This is a genomic window from Alteromonas sp. PRIM-21, from assembly GCF_027563165.1.
In the GTDB taxonomy this organism is placed as follows: Bacteria; Pseudomonadota; Gammaproteobacteria; order Enterobacterales; family Alteromonadaceae; genus Alteromonas; species Alteromonas macleodii_A.
The window spans coordinates 47,716-71,383 of sequence record NZ_JADOEK010000010.1 but is presented as its reverse complement, the minus strand read 5'-3'; the positions used below and the strand labels follow the sequence as shown (position 1 = coordinate 71,383).

15 protein-coding genes are annotated in these 23,668 nt (G+C 45.3%); 9 read left to right on the top strand and 6 right to left on the bottom strand.

Translation table 11 applies throughout. The annotated features are described in order from the left end of the window. The first annotated feature begins 182 nt into the window (after positions 1–182). From IW644_RS14335 to IW644_RS14315, 5 genes are all read left to right on the top strand, one after another. A complete protein-coding gene (locus IW644_RS14335; RefSeq protein WP_333473874.1) occupies positions 183–1,349 on the top strand; it encodes an HDOD domain-containing protein in 1,167 nt (388 codons plus the stop codon). 529 nt (positions 1,350–1,878) lie between these two features. After that, positions 1,879–3,087, top strand: coding sequence for an aspartate aminotransferase family protein (locus tag IW644_RS14330; RefSeq protein ID WP_269918165.1), 1,209 nt, complete (start codon positions 1,879–1,881; stop codon positions 3,085–3,087). Positions 3,088–3,107: 20 nt separating this feature from the next. Further along, on the top strand, positions 3,108–4,145 hold the full coding sequence (gene astA, locus IW644_RS14325; protein ID WP_179982151.1) for an arginine N-succinyltransferase: 1,038 nt from the start codon (positions 3,108–3,110) through the stop codon (positions 4,143–4,145). A 13-nt stretch (positions 4,146–4,158) separates the two neighbouring features. Further along, a complete protein-coding gene (gene astD / locus IW644_RS14320) occupies positions 4,159–5,628 on the top strand; it encodes a succinylglutamate-semialdehyde dehydrogenase (protein WP_269918164.1) in 1,470 nt (489 codons plus the stop codon). 115 nt (positions 5,629–5,743) lie between these two features. After that, on the top strand, positions 5,744–6,550 hold the full coding sequence (locus IW644_RS14315; protein ID WP_039217670.1) for a DUF1338 domain-containing protein: 807 nt from the start codon (positions 5,744–5,746) through the stop codon (positions 6,548–6,550). Positions 6,551–6,615: 65 nt separating this feature from the next. Here IW644_RS14315 and IW644_RS14310 read toward each other — a convergent pair whose 3' ends face one another. From IW644_RS14310 to parC, 3 genes are all read right to left on the bottom strand, one after another. Continuing rightward, a complete protein-coding gene (locus IW644_RS14310; RefSeq protein WP_269918163.1) occupies positions 6,616–8,784 on the bottom strand; it encodes a putative bifunctional diguanylate cyclase/phosphodiesterase in 2,169 nt (722 codons plus the stop codon). A gap of 11 nt (positions 8,785–8,795) precedes the next feature. Continuing rightward, positions 8,796–9,335 (bottom strand): heme NO-binding domain-containing protein, encoded by a 540-nt coding sequence (locus tag IW644_RS14305; RefSeq protein ID WP_269918162.1) that lies wholly within the window; start codon positions 9,333–9,335, stop codon positions 8,796–8,798. Between the two features lie 63 nt (positions 9,336–9,398). Further along, entirely contained in the window at positions 9,399–11,684 is a 2,286-nt protein-coding gene (gene parC / locus IW644_RS14300) for a DNA topoisomerase IV subunit A (protein WP_269918161.1), read from the bottom strand. Positions 11,685–12,043: 359 nt separating this feature from the next. On the opposite strand from parC, the gene IW644_RS14295 reads away from it, so the two are divergent. Further along, on the top strand, positions 12,044–15,163 hold the full coding sequence (locus IW644_RS14295) for a hybrid sensor histidine kinase/response regulator (RefSeq protein ID WP_269918160.1): 3,120 nt from the start codon (positions 12,044–12,046) through the stop codon (positions 15,161–15,163). 29 nt (positions 15,164–15,192) lie between these two features. Here IW644_RS14295 and IW644_RS14290 read toward each other — a convergent pair whose 3' ends face one another. From IW644_RS14290 to IW644_RS14280, 3 genes are all read right to left on the bottom strand, one after another. After that, entirely contained in the window at positions 15,193–15,900 is a 708-nt protein-coding gene (locus IW644_RS14290) for a DUF2982 domain-containing protein (protein ID WP_269918159.1), read from the bottom strand. Positions 15,901–16,064: 164 nt separating this feature from the next. Continuing rightward, entirely contained in the window at positions 16,065–19,211 is a 3,147-nt protein-coding gene (locus IW644_RS14285; protein WP_269918158.1) for an efflux RND transporter permease subunit, read from the bottom strand. Further along, positions 19,211–20,350, bottom strand: coding sequence for an efflux RND transporter periplasmic adaptor subunit (locus IW644_RS14280; protein WP_269918157.1), 1,140 nt, complete (start codon positions 20,348–20,350; stop codon positions 19,211–19,213). The genes IW644_RS14285 and IW644_RS14280 overlap by 1 nt, the downstream gene beginning before the upstream one ends. A gap of 129 nt (positions 20,351–20,479) precedes the next feature. On the opposite strand from IW644_RS14280, the gene IW644_RS14275 reads away from it, so the two are divergent. From IW644_RS14275 to hemL, 3 genes are all read left to right on the top strand, one after another. Beyond that, complete coding sequence (locus IW644_RS14275; protein WP_269918156.1) at positions 20,480–21,133, top strand: TetR/AcrR family transcriptional regulator; 654 nt, start codon at positions 20,480–20,482, stop codon at positions 21,131–21,133. 150 nt (positions 21,134–21,283) lie between these two features. After that, a complete protein-coding gene (locus IW644_RS14270) occupies positions 21,284–22,297 on the top strand; it encodes an aspartate carbamoyltransferase (RefSeq protein ID WP_269918155.1) in 1,014 nt (337 codons plus the stop codon). A 4-nt stretch (positions 22,298–22,301) separates the two neighbouring features. Beyond that, entirely contained in the window at positions 22,302–23,582 is a 1,281-nt protein-coding gene (gene hemL, locus IW644_RS14265) for a glutamate-1-semialdehyde 2,1-aminomutase (RefSeq protein WP_269918154.1), read from the top strand. The last annotated feature ends 86 nt before the right edge of the window (positions 23,583–23,668 follow it).

Below are 23,668 nucleotides of genomic sequence, written 5' to 3'. Positions count from 1 at the left end.
CCAAGCGCTAACTGAGCGTTATGTTGAAAACTACATAAGCGATATCAATCATTGTAGGGTGCTAACTGTGCTTTTAAGTGGTAGCTACATCTTCATCATTACCGTAGCTAAAGTTATAAAGGCCCCTAATGTACGATAATATCGCCGTTCACCAAAAAGTTATGAGCAGGAGTGCTTTTAATATGACCATGGGGGCAACCACACCGCCGACGATAGATGATCGATTTGAAAATATGATCATCTCACCCGAGCGCGTGCTTGAAATGCTAGGAAAGCGCAAGGTGGGTCAAGTCAGCTTCGAACAGTCAGAACAGGGTGACGCACGCAGGCTTCTACTTCACGTTGAAAAAGTCGCAATTGAAAACAAACGCCTACAGGAAAAAACAGAAGCCTCTTATTTAGAGTCGGTTAGCCACCACCTTCACGAGATTTTGCTTGGTGAACTTACTGAACAACTTAGCTACACCGATGAACTCGTTCAGAAAGTACTTAACTTGCCAGAAAACATTGGTGAGCTATTAGATGCCTTATCTGTAAAAGCATGCTCAGTGTCAAAGCTAGAGCCTATAGTCGCCACTATGCCATGGCTTTACGACGAACTTATCGTAGTAGTAAATACGCCCCGATTTAGGCGAAAAGACTCGCGAGGGCGTATTATTGTTGTTGAAACCTTACGTACCGCTTTAAGCTTTTTAGGTATCGAAAACTTACGTACGCTAATCCCGTCGCTGATATTAAAGCGTGCAATGCCCCAAATTACCGATCCTTACCCGCTGATAAAACAAAAACTAACGCATTACTCTACGGGCGTCGCGCTCACTGCTAAGCGCCTTGCTTCATTAAGCGACCTTAATAAAAACCAAGCCTACGTGTTGGCAATGGTAAGTAATTTAGGGCGCTGCGCTGTCACGCGGCTTTACTTTAAACTGTTTGATAAAATTCAGCTGCATCTGCTGCAAGAGTGTCAAAAAGATAAAGAACAAAAGCGTCACGAAGCTTTACTCAGAATTGCGCCATCAGCGAATCACCTTATTGCCTTACAGCAAGAGTTTGCTGATGCAATTAGCGCAGACATTTTAGAGTGGATGCACTTTACCCGTCTGCCAATTGCACAGCCAATGCGTGCTTGTGCTGATAAACAGCCGGCACAGACCAAGACGTTGAGCAAAATACTCCACCAAGCGCGCGCGTATACGCAAATACGCATGTTGCATCAATTAAAGCTTGTCGACATTAAAGAAGTTAAACCACTTTTCGCTGAACAAAAATACCCTGCGGGTGCACTTGAGGCACTTAAAAGCACGGATATCTTTACCCTTCCGTTGGTGAAGAATGAAGATAGTTACTAGAGCTAATTGCTACACTCTACTCGTTTAGAACAAAAATCAGCCAAAATAGCGCACTAAACGTGAAATATTTTATGGATATTCATGCATTGGTTATGCACTTTTCGCATACTAGCTGTCTGATACTTAAAAATATTGACCGTAACTCAGTACTTTGCCTGTTTTCAGCTTGAGTAAACAGGCAAATTTGTCGCGGCGCACTACCCTCTTTAATTCCGTTAAAGCACCATAAAACCTCTACGCGGCGCTTTTCTTAGCGTAAAAATTGATTATTACTAATTGATATAGCCCAGTAGTTAATAGTTATTCACTTTTCCTGCAAATTAAGCCACAGTCCTTATAAATAAAGGGCTGCAGCCCTTTACATAGAAGACAAATGTTAAAAAAAATGGCATACTGTAAATCAAATCCGATTAGTTTTTATGCGCCCAATTAATGCTTATTGACTCACGCAGCACGTATAAAACGTGCGCATTGATTATACAAGCAAGCTCACATAGTGTGATTGGCGCCCAATGCAGAGGTAACAAAGATGAACGTAACTCGCGCTACATTTGATGATGTAATGGTTCCTAACTATAACCCAGCAGGTATGGTACCTGTTCGAGGTGAAGGTTCACGCGTATGGGATCAAGATGGAGCTGAGTACATCGACTTTGCAGGCGGTATTGCAGTAAACGTTTTAGGTCACTGCCACCCTGAGCTAGTTAAAGCACTTAATGAACAAGGCAGCAAGCTTTGGCATTTAAGTAATGTATTTACCAACGAACCAGCGCTTCGCCTTGCTAAAAAGCTTAACGATGCAACTTTCTCTGACAAAGTTTACTTTGCCAACTCTGGTGCGGAAGCTAACGAAGCGGCACTTAAGCTTGCTCGTCGTTGGGCACTTGATAAGCACGGTGAAGACAAAAATCAAATCATTGCTTTTAATAAAGGCTTCCACGGTCGTACTTTCTTTACCGTAACAGTAGGTGGTCAAGCGGCTTACTCTGATGGTTTTGGTCCTAAGCCAGGCGCTGTTGATCACTGTGATTACAATGACCTAGCTGCTTTTGAAGCCCTAATTTCAGATAAAACTTGTGCTGTAATGATGGAACCGCTTCAAGGTGAAGGCGGAATCATTCCACCGGACGCCGACTTTGTAAAAGGTGTACGTGAGCTTTGCGACAAACACAATGCACTACTAATTTTTGATGAAGTTCAGTCAGGCGTTGGTCGTACTGGTCACCTTTATGCTTACATGGGTCTTGGCGTAACACCCGATATCCTAACTACAGCTAAATCGCTTGGTGGTGGCTTCCCAATTGGCGCTATGCTAACGACAAGTGAAATTGCTGCACACCTTAAGCCTGGTACCCACGGTAGCACTTACGGTGGTAACCCACTGGCATGTGCTGTTGCGGAAAAAGCATTAGATATCGTAAATCAACCAGAAGTGCTTGAAGGCGTACTTAAGAAAGAAGCGCTTTTCCGCGAGTTGCTTGGCGCAATCAATGACAAGTACAACGTATTTGAAGAAGTGCGCGGCCAAGGCATGCTGTTAGGCTGTGCACTAAATGAAAAATATCAGGGCCGTGCACGCGACTTTATGATGGCAGCCACCAAAGAGAACCTAATGTGTCTTGTTGCTGGCATGAACGTTATTCGTTTTGCACCTTCACTTGTTATTCCTGATGAAGACATTAAAGAAGGTCTTGCACGTTTTGAGCGCGCCGTTGCCGCCGTTGTAAACGCCGAATAATTACAACACGAGTAGCGAACATGAAAATCATTCGCCCTATCACGAAGGCCGACTATAACGCGCTTAAAGAAATCGCTGTTGAATCAGGTATTGGCTTTACGTCTTTACCTGTCAACGACGAGTTGCTGCAGCGTAAAATTGATCGTGCAGAAACCGCGTTTAACAAGCCAAACGTAACTGAGCCTGGCGATGAGTCATACTTGTTTGTGATGGAAGATACCACTACCGGCCAGGTAGTGGGTACAACAGGTATCGAAGCTGCAGTTGGCATAGATGACGCGTTTTATCACTACCATTTAAGCAAGGTGGTACATGCCTCGCGCGAGCTGAACATTCACAATACGGTAGACATTCTAACGTTTTGTAATGACTACACTGGCGTTACTGAGATATGTACCTTGTTCCTTCGCGAGCAAGCCCGTGGTGGAATTAACGGCCGCTTCCTTTCGAAAGTTCGATTCTTATTCATGATGGAGCACCGCGAACGCTTCTCGGAAACCGTTATTGCTGAAATGCGCGGTGTGAGTGACGAAGAAGGACGTTCACCGTTTTGGGAATGGCTAGAAACTCACTTCTTCTCGATGGACTTCCCTACAGCTGACTACTTAACGGGTATAGGCAACAAGGTGTTTATTGCTGAGCTTATGCCTAAGTACCCGATATACGTAAATCTACTCAGCAAAGAAGCACAAGAAGTCATTGGTGAGGTGCACGACAAGACCCGACCAGCCCTTCAGCTTTTAGAAGAAGAAGGCTTTTCGTGCCGCGGTTACGTAGACATTTTCGACGCAGGCCCTACGGTTGAGGCGAATTTAAGCCACATTCGCACGGCTCAAACGAGCTTGAAACTGCCCGTTGTCATTGATGATAGTGCAGCTGCTCAAGGGCAAACCTACTACATCATAAACACATCAATATCTGATTTTCGTGCAGTAGCCACCGAAATGACGTTTAGCGAAGAAAAGCAAGTTGCCGTGCTTTCTCGCCAAACCGCTGCTGCATTGAATGTCAAAGAGGGTGAGCACGTGCGTTTTGCCCCCGTTACATTCAGAGATTAAAAGGACACCCACTATGCTACATACACATTTTATCAACGGTGAATGGGTTGCCGGACAGGGTCACGATTTAACGTCAGTTGACCCTGCAAAAAACGAAGTGATTTGGGAAGGTAAGTCTGCAACTGCCGCTCAAATTGATGACGCAATTAACGCCGCTCGTGCTGCGCTTGTAGCGTGGAGCATGAAAACGGTTGAAGAGCGTCTCGAGATCATAAAGGTTTACGGCGCTAAGCTAGAAGAAGCCAAAGCGCACCTGGCCAAAGTTATGGCAAAAGAAACGGGCAAACCAGAATGGGAAACGGCCACTGAAGTTGGCGCCATGATGGGCAAAATTGGCATTTCTGAAAAAGCCTATTTTGAGCGCACGGGTAACGTAGAAAACCCAATGCCAGTAGGTAAAGCATTCATTCGCCATAAACCTCATGGCGTTGTTGCGGTATTCGGCCCATACAACTTCCCTGGCCACCTGCCAAATGGACACATTGTTCCGGCCCTTATTGCAGGCAACACGGTTGTGTTTAAACCAAGCGATTTGACACCTATGGTCGCGCAGGAAATGGTGAAACTATGGGACGCTGCCGGACTGCCGGCGGGCGTACTTAACCTAGTTCAAGGTGAAGTTGAAACGGGCAAAGCGTTGGCGTCGCATAACGACATTGACGGCCTTTTCTTTACGGGCAGCTCACGCACAGGGAAAATCCTTCACGAGCAGTTCGCAGGACACCCGGGTAAAATCTTGGCACTCGAGATGGGCGGCAACAACCCACTTATCGTAAAAGACGTGGCTGATGTTGATGCAGCAGTACACGATATCGTGCAATCTGCTTTCATTACTTCAGGTCAGCGCTGTACTTGTGCTCGTCGCTTATTCTTGCCAACTGGTGCCAAAGGCGACGAGATCCTCGCTCGCCTTATCGAAGTAACCAAAAACATTAAAGTTGGCGATTACGATGCTGAAGACCAGCCGTTTATGGGCGCTATGATCTCAAGCAACGCCGCTGCACTTATGGTGAAAGCGCAACAAGAACTTGAAGACCTTGGTGGTAAGGTGCTGGTTCGTCTTGAACAAAAAGACGAAAGCAAAGGTTTTGCTACCCCGGGGATTATTGATGTTACTGACATGCTTGCTTCACTGCCAGACGAAGAACACTTTGGCCCACTACTTAAAGTAATCCGCTACAGCGACTTCGATGCTGCCATTGAGGAAGCGAATAACACCAGCTTTGGCTTGTCAGCAGGCCTTCTAGGTGACAACGAAGAAGACTATCGTTACTTCTTCGCGCGTATTCGTGCGGGCATCGTAAACTGGAACAGACCTATTACCGGTGCGAGCAGCGCTGCGCCGTTTGGCGGTGTGGGCGATAGTGGTAACCACAGAGCAAGCGCGTTTTATGCCGCTGACTACTGTGCATACCCAGTAGCTTCCGTAGAGCTAGACAAAGTCACTATGCCGGGCAAATTAAGCCCAGGCTTGTCGATGTAAGCCAAGCTTTTACAGCGGTATAAAGGCCGATGCAGAGTGCGTCGGCCGATTAAGCACCAACCCTATACGAACTATTCATTTAGAAATAGTCGACGACAGAAAGGACCCTATCATTATGCATAGCAACATCGATACGTTGTTTAGCAACATGTGGGACGATTACGTAACTATCACTCCCTCAGCGCATAAAATCCATGCACTTTTGGCCGGTGAAGAAAACACGAACGATATCGTTAACGACCATGTGGCTTTTAGAACTTTTGCTTTAGATAAAACTCGCTTAGATAAGCTTGCTGCACATTTCTTGGCATTGGGTTATGAAGCGAAAGGCGACTATGACTTTGAAGCTAAAAAGCTGACTGCAAAGCACTTTGAGCACCCTGACGATACTAAACCAAAAGTATTTATCAGCGAGCTTCGCGTAAATGAGCTTTCTGAAACTGCTCAAGCAATTATCAAGAAGATGGTTGATCAAATGCCTGAATCTGTAGTGGATGCAGATAACTTCTTGTACTCGGGTAAGCATTGGGACGTCACGAAAGCTGAATACGACACACTGCTTAACGAGTCAGAATACGCGGCGTGGATGGCAGCATGGGGCTTTCGTGCTAACCACTTCACGGTAAGTGTCAATCACTTAACCCGCACTGACGAGCTGACCGACGTAAACACATTGCTTAAAGAAGCAGGCTTTGTGCTAAACACCTCAGGCGGCGAAATTAAAGGCGGTCCAGACGTATTTTTAGCGCAGTCGTCAACTATGGCTGACCGTGCTGACGTAGCATTTAGCGATGAGACTGTGGCTATTCCAAGCTGTTTTTATGAATTCGCACAGCGCTATGAAATGCCTGACGGTAAACTATATAAAGGCTTTGTTGCTGCATCAGCTGATAAAATCTTTGAAAGTACAAATGCTAAGTAACGCGCTTGCTTAGTCATTAAAAAAAGCCCGTTAGGGCTTTTTTTGTTTAAGCTTAGCAAAAGACATTACCGATTAGGCTCAGTGGTATGCCTGGCAAGAAACTGGTCGTAAGGCATAGGTTTATCAAAGTAGAACCCCTGCATTAACTTGATATCTGCTTGCTCCATAAAAGGTAGGTAAGACTCTAATTCTACCCCTTCAGCCACTACATCTATCTGCAGGCTCTTCAACATAGCTATTAGACCATTAAAAAGCGCGTTTGCTTTGCTATCTTGATGTATACCTTGAATTAAGCTTTTATCTACCTTGACCACCTCAAACTGAAAACTCCTCAGGTAGCTAAGTGATGAGAAGCCACTGCCAAAATCATCTAAAGACAACCTAAACCCACTCTCTCTGAGTGTATTTAATGCTCTTAGCGCTGACTTTTCGTCCCGAATAAACACCGACTCAGTAAGCTCTAATTCTATAAATTCCGGAGATATATTGTTATCCAGACAAATGGAGGCTGCTTGGTCGGGAAATTCCGGGTCGAGCATCTGATTTGCACTAATATTAACCGATAGCGGAATAGCTTCGCCTTGTTGCGACTCCATTATCGAAATATAATCACAAGCAGCTTCTAGCGCTTGTAAACCAATGGCGCTATCTAACTTGTGCTCTTCTGCTATGGGGATAAACACTGCTGGCGAGACGACACCGTGCAGACCTGAGATCCAGCGGCACAACACTTCGCCACCTTTTAATACGCCATTTAAGTCATATTTACCCTGAATATAAAAATCAAGAAGATGGTTTTCTACGGCCTTGCGCAAGTCGTTCACCATACTGACCTGCTGCGTCATGCTCTCATAAAGCCCTGGCTCATAAACAAAAGTTTGCCCTTTCCCAAGCTCTTTTGCGCGATACATTGCTGCATCGGCGCACTGAACTAATCCTTCAATATTGCTGCTGTGTTCTGGAAATTCGGCAATGCCAATACTGGCCGACAGTCTGAGCTCTGTCCCTTTTACAACAATGGCGTCTTCTTCAATTTGGCTAATAAGTTCCTGTGAACGTTCGGCAATGTCTTCAATATTTTGGTTAGGCACTACGGCAATAAATTCATCACCGCCCCACCTGCCAACTTCCCCTATGGGACCGAACATACCGGTTAATAATGCTCCCATGCGCTGCAGTTCTGCATCGCCTCTTTCATGCCCCGCGTTATCATTTACAGCTTTAAACCCATCTAAGTCTATAAATACGAGAGAGAAAGGCTGCACTTTTTTCACTAATGCTGAAATAGACTCACGTAGCGAGTTACGATTAGAAAGACCGGTTAATTCATCGTGCAAAGCGAGTTGACGTAGCTTCGCCTCGTTGCGCTTTCTATCGCTGATGTCGCGCATTGTTGCGATTAAGTAAGACGAGGTTTGTTGATAGGTTTCGAACAAAGCCACAGAAATATCTACCACTTTCATTTCGCCGCTTTGGTTTTTTATTTTTGACTCAAATCTAACCTGCTTATCGATGGCCAATTGCGCTTTATCAACTTTCTCTGCGATAAATATTTGATTGAAATCTAACCCTACACATTGCTCTTTTACTGACATACCAAGTAAATGGATAAAGGCATCATTACACTCTGTAATAACAAGGTCGGGAGAGAGGACTAACATTGGCTCTCTTGAACTAGCGAACGCAGAGGCCATTAAATGAAAAGATTGTTCGGCTTTGCGCTGCTGGGTAATATCTTTGGTCGTTCCCACAATGTGCAGTGCTTCACCCGCGCTGCCCCGCTCTAGTACACGGCCGCGTAACCTTACCCATTGGTAGCTTTTTTCTAGCATTAAGCGAAAGGAGAATTCAACGCGATCGCGATTGCCGTGAAGTGCCATGGTCCAGTGAAACTGAAGCCCTTCCAAATCGTCCTCATGGACCCGTTCAAGAAGCTGAATTAAGGTGCCCGACCACGTAGATACGCTTTGTGAGTGGAGAGAGAAAGAGCGAATCTCCATTATGTCGCTTTGCGCCTCCCAACTCCAAAATGACTCTTGCGAAGCCCACAGAGCAAGCTCTAGATCCTTTTGCGCTTGTTGGCTCTCTTGCAAAGTAGCATATAAGCTTTGAGTCTTTTCTCTGAGCAAGCTTTCAGCTTGCTCTCTGGCATTTCGCTCTCGTTTTAAACGACGCTCCATTAAAGCTGACGCGTCATTACTAACAGGCTTGCCATTCGATGATTCATCTGACATTACATCCCCCGTTAAACAACAAGAGATATGCTAAATTCGTACGTGTGAGGCGTTTCTAGTTGATGGGTTTCCCTTTCAAGTTTGCAGTTGTAATGGGCTGCAGCGGCGTCCATCAGCCCCTCAGCTAAGGGGTATAACTCTCTTTCAGAGTAGTATTGTAGGCGCATGGAGGTGTCTGTGCGTGACAGCACCTTAAAACGAGGGAGGTCTGCGTCAGGATAAAGCTTTTTAACCTGGACATGGATATCGCCGTCCAAGTGTTCCAGCATGTCTAGCATGCTATTGGTATTGGCTAACACGTCACCGTGTACGGCACCTAACTTACCGAATAAATAAAAACCAAAATCGTATAAGAGTTCATTAGCAGATTTACCCGTTCTCTCCACCAGCACGCCTACCAGGCGTTGCATCTGTTCAAACGGGTAATAACCCACTGCAGTATAAGCTCCGTCGTTCTCTAACCCAGCTTCCATGATGACATCATCAGCGAACTCGGGAGAAACCTTCTCCTCAAGCATATCGATTAACGATGTAAAAACTATGCCTAACATGTAAATTCCTCATTCATACCTTTAATGAGTGTAGTTCACCTAAGCATAAGAACAACTTAAACTTTATGACAAATCTTCAGGTGCTTCGTCTTTATTTGGTAGCACCACTTCTACGCTATCAACCCGCTGTAGACCACGAGGTAATTTATTCCCCCTACGGCCCCTTTCCCCCTGATAATGGGTAAGGTCTTCAGCACTTAACGTCATGCTGCGCTTCCCTGCTCCAACCTTAATGGCCGCGCCATCAGGTACAACGGTCAGCACTTTGACAAACTCTTCACGGGACTGTGATTTTGCTGAAGGAATATTGATTAGCTTATTTCCTTTTCCTTTGCCTAAACTGGGCAAGTCGCGAAGCGGGAACATAAGCATTCGCCCTTCGTTAGAAATACTTAAACACCAATCAGAGTCAGGGTTAGTCACAGGCATTGGTTTCATAACTTTCGCTGCTGTAGGTAAGGACAAGTAAGCCTTACCCGCTTTATTCTTGCTAACCATATCTTTGAACGTGCCGACGAAGCCATAGCCCGCATCAGAGCCCACCAAGAACTTACTCTCGTCTTGCGCCATAATCACGTGTTGGAAGGATTCCCCACCAACGATATTGAAGCGGCCGGTTAAAGGTTCGCCTTGACTTCGTGCAGAAGGAAGACCGTGAGCGTCGCACGAGAATGTTCGCCCTGAGCTATCCATAAATACGGCAGGTTGATTACTTTTGCCTTCGGCGCTAGATAAATAAGCATCACCCGCTTTATAACTTAGTCCTTCAGCATCAATATCGTGACCTTTTGCACAACGTGCCCAGCCTTTTTCTGAAAGTACAACTGTGACTGATTCTGCAGGCACTAACTCTTTTTCAGACAGCGCTTTAGCTTCGCTACGCTCGACAATAGGTGAGCGCCTATCGTCACCGTATTTCTCAGCGTCAGCAAGGATTTCTTTTTTAATGAGGGTTTTAAGGCGACGGTCTGAGCCAAGTAGTTGCTGTAGCTTGTCACGCTCGGCAGCTAGCTCGTCCTGCTCACCCTTAATTTTCATTTCTTCTAATTTGGCTAAGTGGCGAAGTTTAAGCTCTAAAATGGCTTCGGCCTGTTTATCACTTAAACCAAAACGCGACATAAGCTCAGGCTTAGGTTTGTCATAGGTACGAATAATTTCGATAACTTCATCGATATTCAAAAACGCAATTAACAAACCTTCTAAAATATGTAGACGCGCCAATACTTTATCTAAGCGATACTGCAAACGTCGTGTCACTGTATCTTTTCGATACTGCAACCACTCAGATAAAATAGTACGCAAGTCTTTAACCTGAGGGCGACCGTCTAGGCCGATCATGTTCAGGTTAACTCGGTAATTTTTCTCAAGGTCGGTAGTTGCAAACAAATGCTGCATTAATTGGGTAACGTCAATGCGATTTGAACGAGGAGTAATAACTAAGCGGGTTGGATTTTCGTGATCAGACTCATCGCGAAGGTCACTTACCATTGGCAGCTTTTTCGCCTGCATTTGCGAAGCTATTTGCTCTAGAATCTTTGCGCCAGACGCCTGATGAGGTAGAGCAGTAATCACCACATCCCCATTCTCTTCACCGTAAACAGCACGCATTTTTATTGAGCCACGCCCAGTCTCGTAAAGCTTTTTAATATCGGCTTTTGGCGTAATAATTTCGGCTTCAGTTGGGTAGTCAGGCCCATTCACATGTTCTAGGACATCGCTAAGCTCAGCTTTACTGTTGTCCAGCAACATCGCGCAAGCGTTAGCCAACTCCCTTACATTGTGAGGGGGAATATCAGTGGCCATACCCACTGCAATACCTGTCACACCGTTAAGCAGTATATGCGGTAAACGGGCAGGTAGTACACTTGGCTCTTCTAACGTACCGTCGAAGTTGGGCACCCAGTCTACCGTACCTTGACCAAGCTCGTTTAAAAGCACTTCCGAGAATCGAGAAAGCTTAGCTTCGGTATAACGCATGGCTGCAAACGATTTAGGATCATCCGGTGCGCCCCAGTTCCCCTGACCGTCAACCAAGGGATATCGATATGAGAAAGGCTGCGCCATAAGCACCATGGCTTCGTAGCAGGCAGAGTCACCATGTGGGTGAAATTTACCAAGTACATCACCTACGGTTCTGGCAGACTTTTTATATTTTGCATTCGCGCTTAAGCCTAAATCGGACATCGCATAAATAATACGTCGCTGTACCGGCTTTAAACCATCGGAAATATGCGGAAGAGCACGGTCCATGATGACGTACATGGAATAGTTTAGATAAGCGTCTTCGGTGAAACGTCGAAGAGGGAGTTGCTCTACCCCATCGCGATTAATGATGATCTCGTCACTCATGATAGTTTTTTCGTTTTGTTATTAATACCAATGCGCTCGTAATAGAAAGGCCGTCATTCTCGTTGTGTTGTAGCGCACTACTTACTGAATGTACGCGAGCGTTTAGGCTATTGTGGGGTAAACCGCATTTGTGTGCAATCTTTGAAAACAATTGTCATCACTTTTCAAATAGCCAATGCCTCACCGTCTTTGCCATTTAGCAAAGATCCTTGCAATGTAAATGCTATCAATGTGTTAATGGTTTGCTTTGTTATTCTGCAAATAGAGTGTTTAAATAGAGCGGGTTGAAGTTTCCGTTCAATATTCACCCTAAAAATAATAAAACCCTTATCTAAATGGTAGTTAAAGTACAGAATAATATGGCAACCTTTCGCGCACTTTCTTTCCTATTTATTTTGCTAGCTAGCTTCTGGCCTTCTTGTTCCCAAGCGCAACATATCGAGCAGTTGTTTGATGAACAAAGTACGCTAGATTTATCAGACTCGCTGTACTTTCTATTCGAAACCGATTACCAGCTTACTATTGGGGATGTATCAAGAAGACGAAATGACTTTCTTATGCATCCTCACGGAAACCCTAACTTTGGCTTTCGCAATAATGGGATGTGGTTACTAACATCCGTTGCCAATGTTTCAAACGACAAGAACTGGGTGTTTTCAATAAACTTTAGTCAGCTCGATAACGTTGATTTCTATTTAGTACAAAATGGAAAGGTGATTAGCCAAAGTCATCAAGGTAAGGCGCAAAAAGAGCAGCGCTTTCGCGTTCCTACCTTTCGGGTTGAACTCGCTAACAGCGACCCCGTTGACCTTTACATACGCATTGAGAGTCATTCATCAAGCCTCATCGCTCCACTTCGCATACAAGCTGAGCCTTTACACAGCAGTTATTTCCAAATGGACAGTTTGCTCTGGGGCTTTTTTTACGGTGGCTTACTCATACTTGCCATTTATAATTTGGCCTTATTTTTCGGCGTAAAAGAGAAAAGCCTGATTGCTTATGTTGGTTACATATTAGCGGTGATCTTGTGGCAATTCGTGTGGGGCGGTCATACACACCTTTTATTTACTCAAGGAATTCCCTCTTGGCTAGTCGGTCATTCGGAATTGATATTCGTCATTATCGGTATCAGTTCAGGCTTGTTTACCATAACCTTCTTAGAAACCGAAAAGCACTCGCCCACTGCACATCCTATTATAAACTTATTATTAGTGTGCCAAGCACTCACTGGACTCGTGTGCTTTGTCGATCTTCTTCCCTCTATCTGGAAGAACAACCTGGTATATGGCGTAGGGCTGGTAGCGATTTTGAGCTATATCTACGCAGGGGTGGAAGCCTTCCTCAATAATTTCAGGCCCGCACGCTACTTTATTTTTGCATGGGGTATGCTTGCTACCGGTGCCATTATTGGCATGTTAAGCCTTATCGGTCTGCTGCCCTCAAACGACTTTACTACCTACTGCTTCCAAGTTGGCGTTTTCCTAGAAGCTGGACTTTTTTCTTTTGCACTCATGGAGAAAAGTCGAAGCCAGCTTGAAAGTGAAGTAGAACAAGCAACCGATGATTTACGCAATAATGTGGAGCTTATTGAAGAGCAAAATGCACGCTTAGACATTGCGCGAAAAGACGCCATCAAGGCCAGTAACGTAAAGTCTCAGTTCCTTGCCAACATGAGCCATGAGATACGCACGCCGCTAAATGCAATATTGGGGTTTAGCAAAGAACTCAATAACGCATTGCTTCCTACGGACCAGCAAGAACAGGTTCGGATCGTTAATACTGCTGCTGAAAACCTGCTCACTATTGTTAACGACGTACTGGACTTTTCAAAAATTGAAGCGGGCAAACTTCAAATAAACAACCAACCTTTTTCACCTAATAAACTGCTCGAAGAGATGGTCACCATTATGGCTAAATCTTCGCACAGCAAGCGCATCGAGTTCGTTTTCGACTTAAATCCGCTGCCTGAAAAACTTATTGGCGATGTATTTCGCATCAAGCAAGTGCTTAATAACTTACTCAGTAACGCGCTTAAGTTTACCTCTAGTGGAGCCATTACATTCTCAGCAAGCGGACGCTCGCTTCCTCATGGTATCCACGAATTAAATATTGTCGTTGAAGACACGGGAATTGGCATTAGTCGTCAAGACAGGAAAAAGCTCTTCAGCGCTTTTTCACAGGTAGACGATGCGCTAAATCGAAATTACCAAGGTACGGGCTTAGGCCTTGTTATTAGCAGAGAACTCGTTCGTCTGATGAACGGAGACCTTTCACTTAAAAGTGTGCTGGGCCAGGGCTCTACGTTTAGCGTTTCTCTTCGCATGAATCAGCTTAGCCAAAAATATTCATTGACGAGTAGCGAAGACTGGAAAGGCAAAAGCGTTGTTATTTTCGACCCCATTCCCGCAACCCGCCGCTCAAGCGCTAACATGTTGTCGATATTAGGTGCCAAGGTTACTTCAGTGGAATCGTTAGATTATTTAGCTACGATAAACGGTCAATATGACTTCTTCATGGCAACGGTACCGGTAAGTAAAATGGCATTGCGTGATACTTACCTAAGCCGGTTTGTACAGTTTCCAGCCACAAAACGAATTCTCTGGTACTCTGGCCCCGAGCCGTACGCTCAATATCCAAGCCTATCGCAGCACTTTTACTCTCAGATACGTATGCCAATAACCTTGACTAAGTTAGATAGCTTGGTAAACCAGCACGCTACCCCTGCGAAAAATGCCATGCAAGAGAAGATCAGCAGTTTGCCTAACGTGAAAGTATTGGCTGTTGATGACATGGAAATGAACCTGAAACTCCTACATACGTGGCTTGACCATTCACCTGTAGAGCTCATTACAACGATTAGTGGGCAAGATGCGGTAAATCAGTGTCAGACACAAGAGTTCGACCTGATTTTAATGGACGTTCAGATGCCTGGGATGGATGGTATACAAGCAACTAGGGAAATTCGCAAATCCCCCGTAAATATGGGTACACCTATTATTGCTGTCACCGCTCACGCATTTAAGGAAGAACAGGAGCGACTACTCGCATCAGGTATGGATGATTATCTCCCTAAGCCTATCGAAGTAGAGTTACTTATTAACCTAATCAAATCCTGGTGCCATAGCATTGAACCTGGGGAAATAGAGCTTCCCTCAGTTGATTGGCAGCTTGCGCTAAAACGAGCCAATCAAAACCAAGACACCGCGAAAGAAATGTTAGAAGGCTTTATAGAGCTGCTCCCTGAAACCATTGAATTACTTTCAACGCTGTGGGAAGAAAAAGATTATAACGCGCTAAAAACCGAGGTACACAAGCTTCATGGAGCGTGTTGTTATACTGGCTTGCCGCGCATGCAACATCTGGCGAATGATACTGAAAGCGCGCTCAAGTTAGGCCAGCATAAACTTGTTGATGAGCATTTACCTGCACTTATCGCTGAAGCAGAGAAAGTGTTACGGGAGAGCAAACCCAGCGTATAACAAATTATTGGCCACGCATATAGCACTGGTTATTGCGTGGCATTTTGCTCTTGAAAAAACTTCCGTGATTGCTGACATTCAGAGATCAACCTAGCAAATTCGCTGGCGTCTCTATCTAACTCTGAGCTTGCGATAAAAATATCAAAACCGAGTCGTTTTCGAAGCTCTACCATACGATGAGCTAACATGGCTTTTATTCCTTTAATGATAGTACCGTCTTCCATAACGTATTGCTTATCGTCAAACATTGATTGTTCGTAACAACTTCCCGACGCGCAGTTTTCGTCAGTATTTTGCATTAGCAGAGGCCGCTGCTCCATCAGTAAGTGTGTAGCAAGCCTAGGTGATATTGTATTTAAAAAATCAGTATAGCTTTTTATTTTGAAGCCGACTGTTTCTAAGGGAACGTGATCCAACCCATGGCGCACACGTGGGCAATCTGCACGCTGTAGGTTGTCCCAGTGAATTCGCCAACTGCCAAGACGGTGGCGATAGGTGATGTAATCTCTGGCTATTTCTAAGCTGAAGTCTGGCTCGCGTACCTTAAAATAACCAACTAGCAAACACACCAGTGCCGCACTTGTCAGAAAAATACCGGCTAAAAACAACCAATCTGGCAAAAAGACCAGCCACAAGGCTGCGACGAACAGCCCTACACAACCCAATACCAGGCTAGTAATGCCGTTACTTTTTGACGCAGCTCGGATATAGATAGGTTCAACACTAGTGCCAGACATACAAGTACACCACCAACATAATTATGGCCCAAACGATATAGAGTCTGACCCGTTTACATTTCACGCAGTCAGTCTGCCACCAGCGCAATATTGGATAAGATTTTCGCATACGCTGATACACCCTTATTATACGCTCATTAGAAAGGGATAGTTTAACCGCAAAATTAAGCTAATGTATGGTTTCTATAACGATATCGTTGAAATGCCGCCACTATAGTTGGCGTAAATACTAACGACAAGATAACCGAAAAACCAACTCCACCTGCGAGCACTACAGCCAATGGCGGCCAGAAGCTTCCTTCACTGAACAACAACAGTGGAATTAAACCGCCCACCGTTGTAAAGGTTGTCGATAATATGTGGCGGCTACAACTCATGGTTTCTTCAACAATGGCCTTGGTATCGCCTTGCTTTGCTTTGGGATTAGCATTGATTGCAGCAATGACCACTATCGAACCATTGATTGCAACACCAATAAGCCCTGCACAGCCAAGTAAAGGGTTAAATCCTACTGGCAAGCCTGAGATCCACAAACTAAACATTCCCAACCCCACCGAAAGTATCGCGACTAGGGCAATAACACCTGCCATACGCAAACTTGTGAATGTCAGTATAAGCGTAGTTATCATAAGAACTAATAAAACAGGTGCATAAGTAGCAAGTTTACCTAGTGCCTGCTGCTGTTCATCTGCATCACCCGCCAAGTGAATTCTATAGCCCTCGGGTAGTTCAAGTTGGCTGTCAAGCAAGTCTCTTAACTGATTACTGGCATCAACGGCCGGTACGCCAGGTAATAAAAACGCCTGAATGCGGTTAAGCCTTTCTCCGTCAACACGGGTAATGCTGCTAGTTGCAGGCTGTAGCGTTAAATTAGTAACCGCGGCCAGTGGTGACCACGAGATTGCATTATCACCCGCAACAGGTATTGGCATAGCATCCACACTAGTGACGTTTTGTCTGTAAGTCTCATCCAGCCTAACTCTAACCGGAATTTCTTCTGTGCTCTCTAGTACCGAGCCACCGGTGATCCCCGAGAAGTTAACCTGCATTTGATTAGCAAGCTCAGAAAGGGTTAGGCCAAGGTAAGATAAGTTATCACTATCGGCATTGATTTTAAGTTCAGGCTCGCCCATAGAGATACTGGTGATGGACTGAGATATGCCGTCAACTTGTGACATCAACATACGAACTTTATCGCCTAGGTCATTCAGTATATTAAGATCTGGGCCAAATATTTCGACTTCTACAGGCGCGGCAATGGGTGGACCTTGTCCAAACGCCCGTACTACAATTTGTACCTCTGGGTACTCGCTATCAAGAGAATGTTGTAACTCGCCCACCAACGCTGCCGCCTCTTCTACCGTGTGGGTAGAAACCACGGCATTGGCGAAATAAGGCATGTTGTCGCGGGTCATCATTTGATTGTAATACACCGAAGGGGCAGAGCCGCCCACCAACCAGCTAACCTGCTTCACACCTTGCTCTAAGCGAATAGCGGCATCAATTTCTTTAACGTAATGGGTGGTGTTGTCAATGCTGCTTCCTTCTTTCGTCCACAGATAAACTTCGAACTGGTCTCTATCTGCGCTTGGGAAGAACACATTGGCCAGTGTCGAAGACAGCACAAAGCCAGACAGGCAAAGTATAGCAACAGCCGGTAGCACGAGAATGGGCTGTTTTATCCAACGACCTAACTGCCTTTTAAAAGCTAGGCTTAACTGCGGCGCTTGAAGACCAACTTTCCACCACGAATTGGATACGGCTTTACTTTGCGAAGCATCATCGTGCTTTGGTAAAAATCTTGCGGCTAGCGCGGCAATAATAGTCAGTGAAATAAATAAAGAGCCAATGAGCGCCATGACCACGCTTATCGCTATTGGCCCTACGAAATCACCTATATTTCCATCAAGAAGAAAGATAGGCATAAAGCCAAGAATAGTCGTAAGTGTTGAAGCTAAAAGTGGCGCAAATAAGTGAGAAACACTTTTTGCCATAGCCCCTACCCGCGTTAGGTTAGGGTCTTGTAAGTTAATCCGTATTTCATCGGTAATTACGATAGCGTTATCAATAAGCAGGCCGATGGCGATGATCATGCCGAAGATTGACATTTGGTGTATTTGCTCGTTGTAAAAGCTCAATGAAAACAGCGCAAAAGCGGCGCACAATGGCAGTGCTAACCCCACAATCCATGCTGCGCGAAACCCCATGAAAAGTAGAATAACCATCATGACAACGGCACACCCCATCAATAAGTTCATCGATAGGTCGGCAAGGCGCGTAGCAGTATATTCATTTTGCTCAAATGCCACTGTCGCGGTTAAGGTGCCGCTGAAATCTTTATTAAACTGCTCTACCACCGCTAATGCATTTTTCGTCCATACGTCAGAACGCAATGACGGCTGCATGCGGGCGGCTACAAAGATAGACTCTTCACCATTTAAAAAGGCTATTTCGCTTCGTGGAGTGGTGTAACTGCGTTCTACCGACGCAACATCTTCGACTCTCAAATAGCGCCCTTGTTCATTAACAAGAGGAATAGACGCTATCATGTTTACACCATTTAAGCCCTCTCCCACCGTAAAGCGCAGGTTACTTTGTTCGGTATTCAGTATACCTGCAGGCAATTTGGGATCAGCACGACTGATGGTATTGCTGACCTGCTGCAATGTAAGGCCTGTAGCAGCTAGCTTGATAGGGTCTATGTTGACACTAATTTCTTCCTGCGGTGCGCCGTATACACGCACTAACTCAGTACCGTTAACATTGCGAAGTCGGTCGGTAAGTTCTTGAGCCAAACGAGCGGTGAGCGTGATAGGTGTATTATCAAAGTGTTCAGCGCGCACAGAAAGCAACAAGGTAAAGGCAGTCGCGCCGCGTTTTTCATCAAATATCGGCGCCATTGCGCCTTCTGGAAATGACTCAGCGGCAGCACCTATTGCATCGCGGATCTCACTAAATAGCTGTTCGTTACTTGTGTTGTCTATCCAGTCCTGTGTTTCAATCAGTATGATGGAAATCCCTGCACGAGAGGTAGATTTCACTTCCTTAATCTCAAATATTTCCCTTAACCTATCTTCAAGTACGTCGCTGACTAAGGCTTCAACTCGCTCGGCTGATGCGCCAGGATACTGGGTAATAATTAGCGCGTTTCTTGTATCAATTCGAGGGTCTTCTATTCGTGGTAATGAGCCCAAAGCTGATAACCCTGCGGTAATCAAAATCAATAGACTCAAAACCAGCAAGTGACCCCGACGATAAAAAAGCGTGTACCACGGGTAGGGTTTATCGGTATCGAAGTTAAATGACTTCATTAACGGGCCCCAGCATGTTGTTCACTGGGTATAGCTACCATTTGCCCTGGCGCTAATTTATGGGTGCCCTCTTTAACATAAACATCACCGTTTTTGAGCGCGCCGCGAACAAACGCTTTTTTACCGTCGGTATATACCACCTCGACAACACGTGCTTCTATGGTGGTGTTTGACTCACTGGATAAAACAAAAACACGCCACAAGCCTCTAAGGCCATTACTTAGCGCGTTTACAGGAAGCCAAGCACCTGTTTCAGAATGAGAGCGGAAGGCAGACAGGATTGCCATATCGCCAGGACGAACCTGTTCGTTACTATTAAGTGTGACCAGAATATCTACGGTTCGAGTCTGCACGTTACGTGTGGGAAGGCGCTGAGATACCGTACCCGCAACGTCAATGTCGCCAACACGCACAAGCACAGGTTCATTAACATCAAACTGCTCTACGACGTCAGCAGGTACCGCAAAGCGGGCTTGATAATTGTCGATACTTGTAATGCCAAATACAGGGCTTCCTGCACTCACCACACTGCCTTCATCAAAAAATCGGCGATTAACAACACCATCAAAAGGCGAAACGAGCGTAGTTTTTGCTATCTCTACATTGAGAGATTCGAGCGCAGCCTGCATTTCGCTAACCTGCGCTTTCGCTACGTTTAAATTCGCTTTTGCTTCATCCAGTCGTTGTGCTGACTCTAGCTTTCTCTTTACCAATGAGGTGGTTCTATCACTGTTAACTTTAGCAAGTGCAAGGTCAGCATTTGCTCGCTCAAGCGCTGCTTGTAGCTCTCGCTTTCGTGCATTTAGGCGCTGCAAATCTTGGTGAGCAAGTATATCGCCTTGACTGACTACATCGCCTTCTTCTACAAGCATTCGGGTAACTTGACCAGCGACATCAAAGGATAAAGATGTGGCCTTAGGTGATTCAACTAAACCAAATACGTTAATAGGCGTTTCAAAACCTGATTGAATGGTGACCGTACCTGTTGATACCGCGACGGGTAGTCTTGCCTCCGGCGTTTGCGTTGCGTTCCCCAAACCAGCAGTCATCAGTAATACCACCAGTGCTGCTGTAAAAACGGCAATTGAAATAAGTAACGTGAATTTGCCACTTTTAGACGGTGTATTTGCAGCAGTCATAACAGTTCCTTTAACCAATTCAGCGTGTGCTTTAGGCTATATTTGCATACTTATTGTGCTATGCTAGTATATAAATACTAGACCGTCCAGTTTGATATTTAAAAATTCTGCAATAAAGTGAGAACGTACGTGGCTACCATCAAAAAGCAAGGCCGTCCCAAAAGTGAAGAAAAATATCATCTTATATTACACGCTGCGTCTTGCCTGTTTTTAAAAGAAGGGTTTGCTAGTACGTCAATGGACACCGTGGCTAAGGCCTCTGGAGTGTCTAAACAAACGGTTTACTCTCATTTTGAGAGTAAAGATGCTCTGTTTAAAGCCGCAATCTCTTCCAAATGCCGTTCTTATCAACTCGACACTCAGCAGCTTATTGACGCCTCCTTAGGCTCGCTTTCACTGTTTGAATGCTTGCAAAAAGTGGGGTGTCAGTTTGTTCGTCTATTACAAGACCCTGAAGCTATCGCTATATTTCGCGTCATTATTGCCGAAGCAGTAAATAGCCCCCACGTAGCCACCTTGTTTTATCAAGCCGGTCCTGAGGCATCACTCGCCACACTTAGCACAGTGATAGAGAAATTTGGACAAGGTAGCTTAAGTGCTGATGTTGCGCAGCAGCTAGCCGTGGATTATTGCGCACTACTTAAAGGTGAGTACCACACCATGATGTTATGCGGCATACAGTCTCCACTGACAGACGACGAAATCACAGCGCATGTTGATTGCGCCGCTGAAAAAATTCTGCTGCTTTTTACTCATTACACGCAGCAAAGTGGTGAAAGCTGAACATTGTTCGGGCCATTTCACACAGCACAAATACCATTTAACCATGTGGTCAAACCGGCAAAAACGTAAAGCAAGATTAACCTTGGCCTAATGACTTAACACCTTCGGTATTATAAACTAGCGGCGTTTTCGTTGATGATTGAGAAGCGCATGTCTGACTTTACGGGTAACCACATTCTTTCGGTTAATCAATTTGATCGCGAGGCCATTGAGAAAGTCTTCTCAGTCGCCAATTCCATGAAGCCTTATGCGAAGCGGCAAAAGCGCACTACCGTACTAGACGGCGCTATTCTCGGAAACCTTTTCTTCGAACCAAGTACGCGTACCCGCGTGAGCTTTGGCACCGCTTTTAACCTTCTAGGCGGCGAAGTAAGAGAAACTACAGGCATGTCTAGCTCTGCACTTGCTAAAGGCGAATCACTTTATGATACTGCCCGAGTGCTCAGCGGCTATTCTGATATTATCGCCATGCGACACCCTGCAGCCGGCTCCGTCGCTGAGTTTGCAGAAGGTAGTCGAGTGCCTGTAATTAATGGGGGAGACGGCGCAAACGAACATCCCACACAAGCACTGTTAGACCTATTTACCATTAAACGTGAACTTGAGTACAACGGTCACGGTGTTGATGGATTACACATCGCAATGATTGGCGATCTGCGATACGGCCGAACGGTACACTCTTTATCACGCCTATTATGCCTGTTTAAGAATATTCGTTTCACGCTGATATCCCCGAAAGAGCTGGCCATGCCTCAGCCAGTTATTGATGCAATTGAGAACGCTGGACACCAGCTTACTATTACCGATACGCTCGAAGGAAATATGGATGCGGATATATGCTACCAGACTCGCATTCAAGAAGAGCGCTTCCCTTCTCAAGAAGAAGCGAACAAATATCGAGGTAAGTTCCGCTTAAATCAGTCGATTTACACAAAACACTTTCAGTCGAAGACCGTTATTATGCATCCACTTCCTCGTGACTCACGTATGGAAGCCAACGAATTAGATAACGATCTAAACCTTAACCCAAACCTCGCTATCTTTAGGCAAACCGACAATGGTGTGCTTGTAAGGATGGCCCTGTTTGCGCTAACGCTTGGTGTAGAAAACCTTCTGACCAAGTACGAGCGCGATGTCGTTTGGTACAGCAATAAGAGTAAGTAATTACATGCAAAAATCTGAAGCCCTATTTACCCGCGCCCAAAAAACCATTCCTGGTGGCGTAAACTCACCTGTTCGCGCATTTAAAGCCGTAGGCGGCACACCCCGCTTCATTACCAAAGCTGATGGCGCTTATATGTGGGATGCGGATGGTAAGCAATATATTGACTACATCCAGTCTTGGGGGCCGATGGTACTAGGTCATAACAATGAAAAAATCCGCGAAGCAGTGATTGAAGCATCATACAGCGGCCTTTCATTCGGTGCGCCAACCGAAGCAGAAGTGATCATGGCCGAACTTGTTAGCGAGTTGGTGCCATCTATGGAGATGGTACGCATGGTTAACTCTGGCACAGAAGCCACCATGTCAGCCATTCGACTAGCTCGCGGCTACACTAGCCGCAACAAAATCGTTAAGTTTGAAGGCTGCTATCACGGTCATGCCGATTCACTTTTAGTGAAAGCAGGCTCTGGCGCATTAACCCTTGGTGTGCCTAGCTCTCCGGGCGTACCTTCCAACGTAGCCGAGCATACGCTAACGGTTGAATACAATAACCTAGATAGCGTAAAAGAAATTTTTGAAGCCCACGGCGATGATATTGCGTGTATTATTGTTGAGCCAGTCGCTGGCAACATGAACTGTATCCCACCGGTGGAAGGTTTCCTTGAAGGGCTTCGCGCTATCTGCGATGAGTACGGCAGCGTACTCATTTTTGATGAAGTAATGACAGGGTTCCGCGTATCTCGCGGCGGAGCACAAGAACGCTACAAGGTTAAACCAGACCTAACTTGCTTGGGTAAAGTTATCGGTGGCGGTATGCCTGTGGGCTGTTTCGGTGGTCGCCGCGACATCATTACTCATATTGCTCCAACCGGCCCTATCTACCAAGCCGGTACACTTTCGGGTAACCCTGTGGCTATGGCGGCAGGACTTGCTGCGTTAACCCAAATCAAACAGCCTGGTCTTTACGATTCTATCTTTGAGAATACACAAAAACTCGTTGATGGATTTCAGGCACTAGCAGACAAACACAATATTAGCCTAACTACTAATATTGCTGGCAGTATGTTTGGGATATTCTTTACAGACGTAGAGAAAGTCACTAACTACAAGCAGGCGATTAACTGTAATACCGAGCAATTCAATAAGTTTTATCACGGTATGTTAGAACAAGGTGTTTATTTGGCTCCCGCTTCCTATGAAGCAGGTTTTGTCTCGAAAGCACACGATGCTGAGGTCATTGAAAAAACATTGGCTGCGGCAGATAAAGTGTTCTCAACCCTATAAGTTAATTGCCCCTTACCGTTAATTAAAAATCGGCGCTAACACTTTTTGTAAATGTAATTAAAAGTAATGTGTTAACGCCGAATTAT

What these genes read in the sequence shown, in the direction of transcription:
- IW644_RS14290 (WP_269918159.1), bottom strand. Translation starts at nt 15,900, where the DNA reads ATGTCTGGCACTAGTGTTGAACCTATCTATATCCGAGCTGCGTCAAAA.
- IW644_RS14280 (WP_269918157.1), bottom strand. Translation starts at nt 20,350, where the DNA reads ATGACTGCTGCAAATACACCGTCTAAAAGTGGCAAATTCACGTTACTT.
- hemL (WP_269918154.1), top strand. Translation starts at nt 22,302, where the DNA reads ATGCAAAAATCTGAAGCCCTATTTACCCGCGCCCAAAAAACCATTCCT.
- IW644_RS14270 (WP_269918155.1), top strand. Translation starts at nt 21,284, where the DNA reads ATGTCTGACTTTACGGGTAACCACATTCTTTCGGTTAATCAATTTGAT.
- IW644_RS14335 (WP_333473874.1), top strand. Translation starts at nt 183, where the DNA reads ATGACCATGGGGGCAACCACACCGCCGACGATAGATGATCGATTTGAA.
- astD (WP_269918164.1), top strand. Translation starts at nt 4,159, where the DNA reads ATGCTACATACACATTTTATCAACGGTGAATGGGTTGCCGGACAGGGT.
- IW644_RS14295 (WP_269918160.1), top strand. Translation starts at nt 12,044, where the DNA reads ATGGCAACCTTTCGCGCACTTTCTTTCCTATTTATTTTGCTAGCTAGC.
- IW644_RS14330 (WP_269918165.1), top strand. Translation starts at nt 1,879, where the DNA reads ATGAACGTAACTCGCGCTACATTTGATGATGTAATGGTTCCTAACTAT.
- parC (WP_269918161.1), bottom strand. Translation starts at nt 11,684, where the DNA reads ATGAGTGACGAGATCATCATTAATCGCGATGGGGTAGAGCAACTCCCT.
- IW644_RS14285 (WP_269918158.1), bottom strand. Translation starts at nt 19,211, where the DNA reads ATGAAGTCATTTAACTTCGATACCGATAAACCCTACCCGTGGTACACG.
- IW644_RS14305 (WP_269918162.1), bottom strand. Translation starts at nt 9,335, where the DNA reads ATGTTAGGCATAGTTTTTACATCGTTAATCGATATGCTTGAGGAGAAG.
- astA (WP_179982151.1), top strand. Translation starts at nt 3,108, where the DNA reads ATGAAAATCATTCGCCCTATCACGAAGGCCGACTATAACGCGCTTAAA.
- IW644_RS14315 (WP_039217670.1), top strand. Translation starts at nt 5,744, where the DNA reads ATGCATAGCAACATCGATACGTTGTTTAGCAACATGTGGGACGATTAC.
- IW644_RS14310 (WP_269918163.1), bottom strand. Translation starts at nt 8,784, where the DNA reads ATGTCAGATGAATCATCGAATGGCAAGCCTGTTAGTAATGACGCGTCA.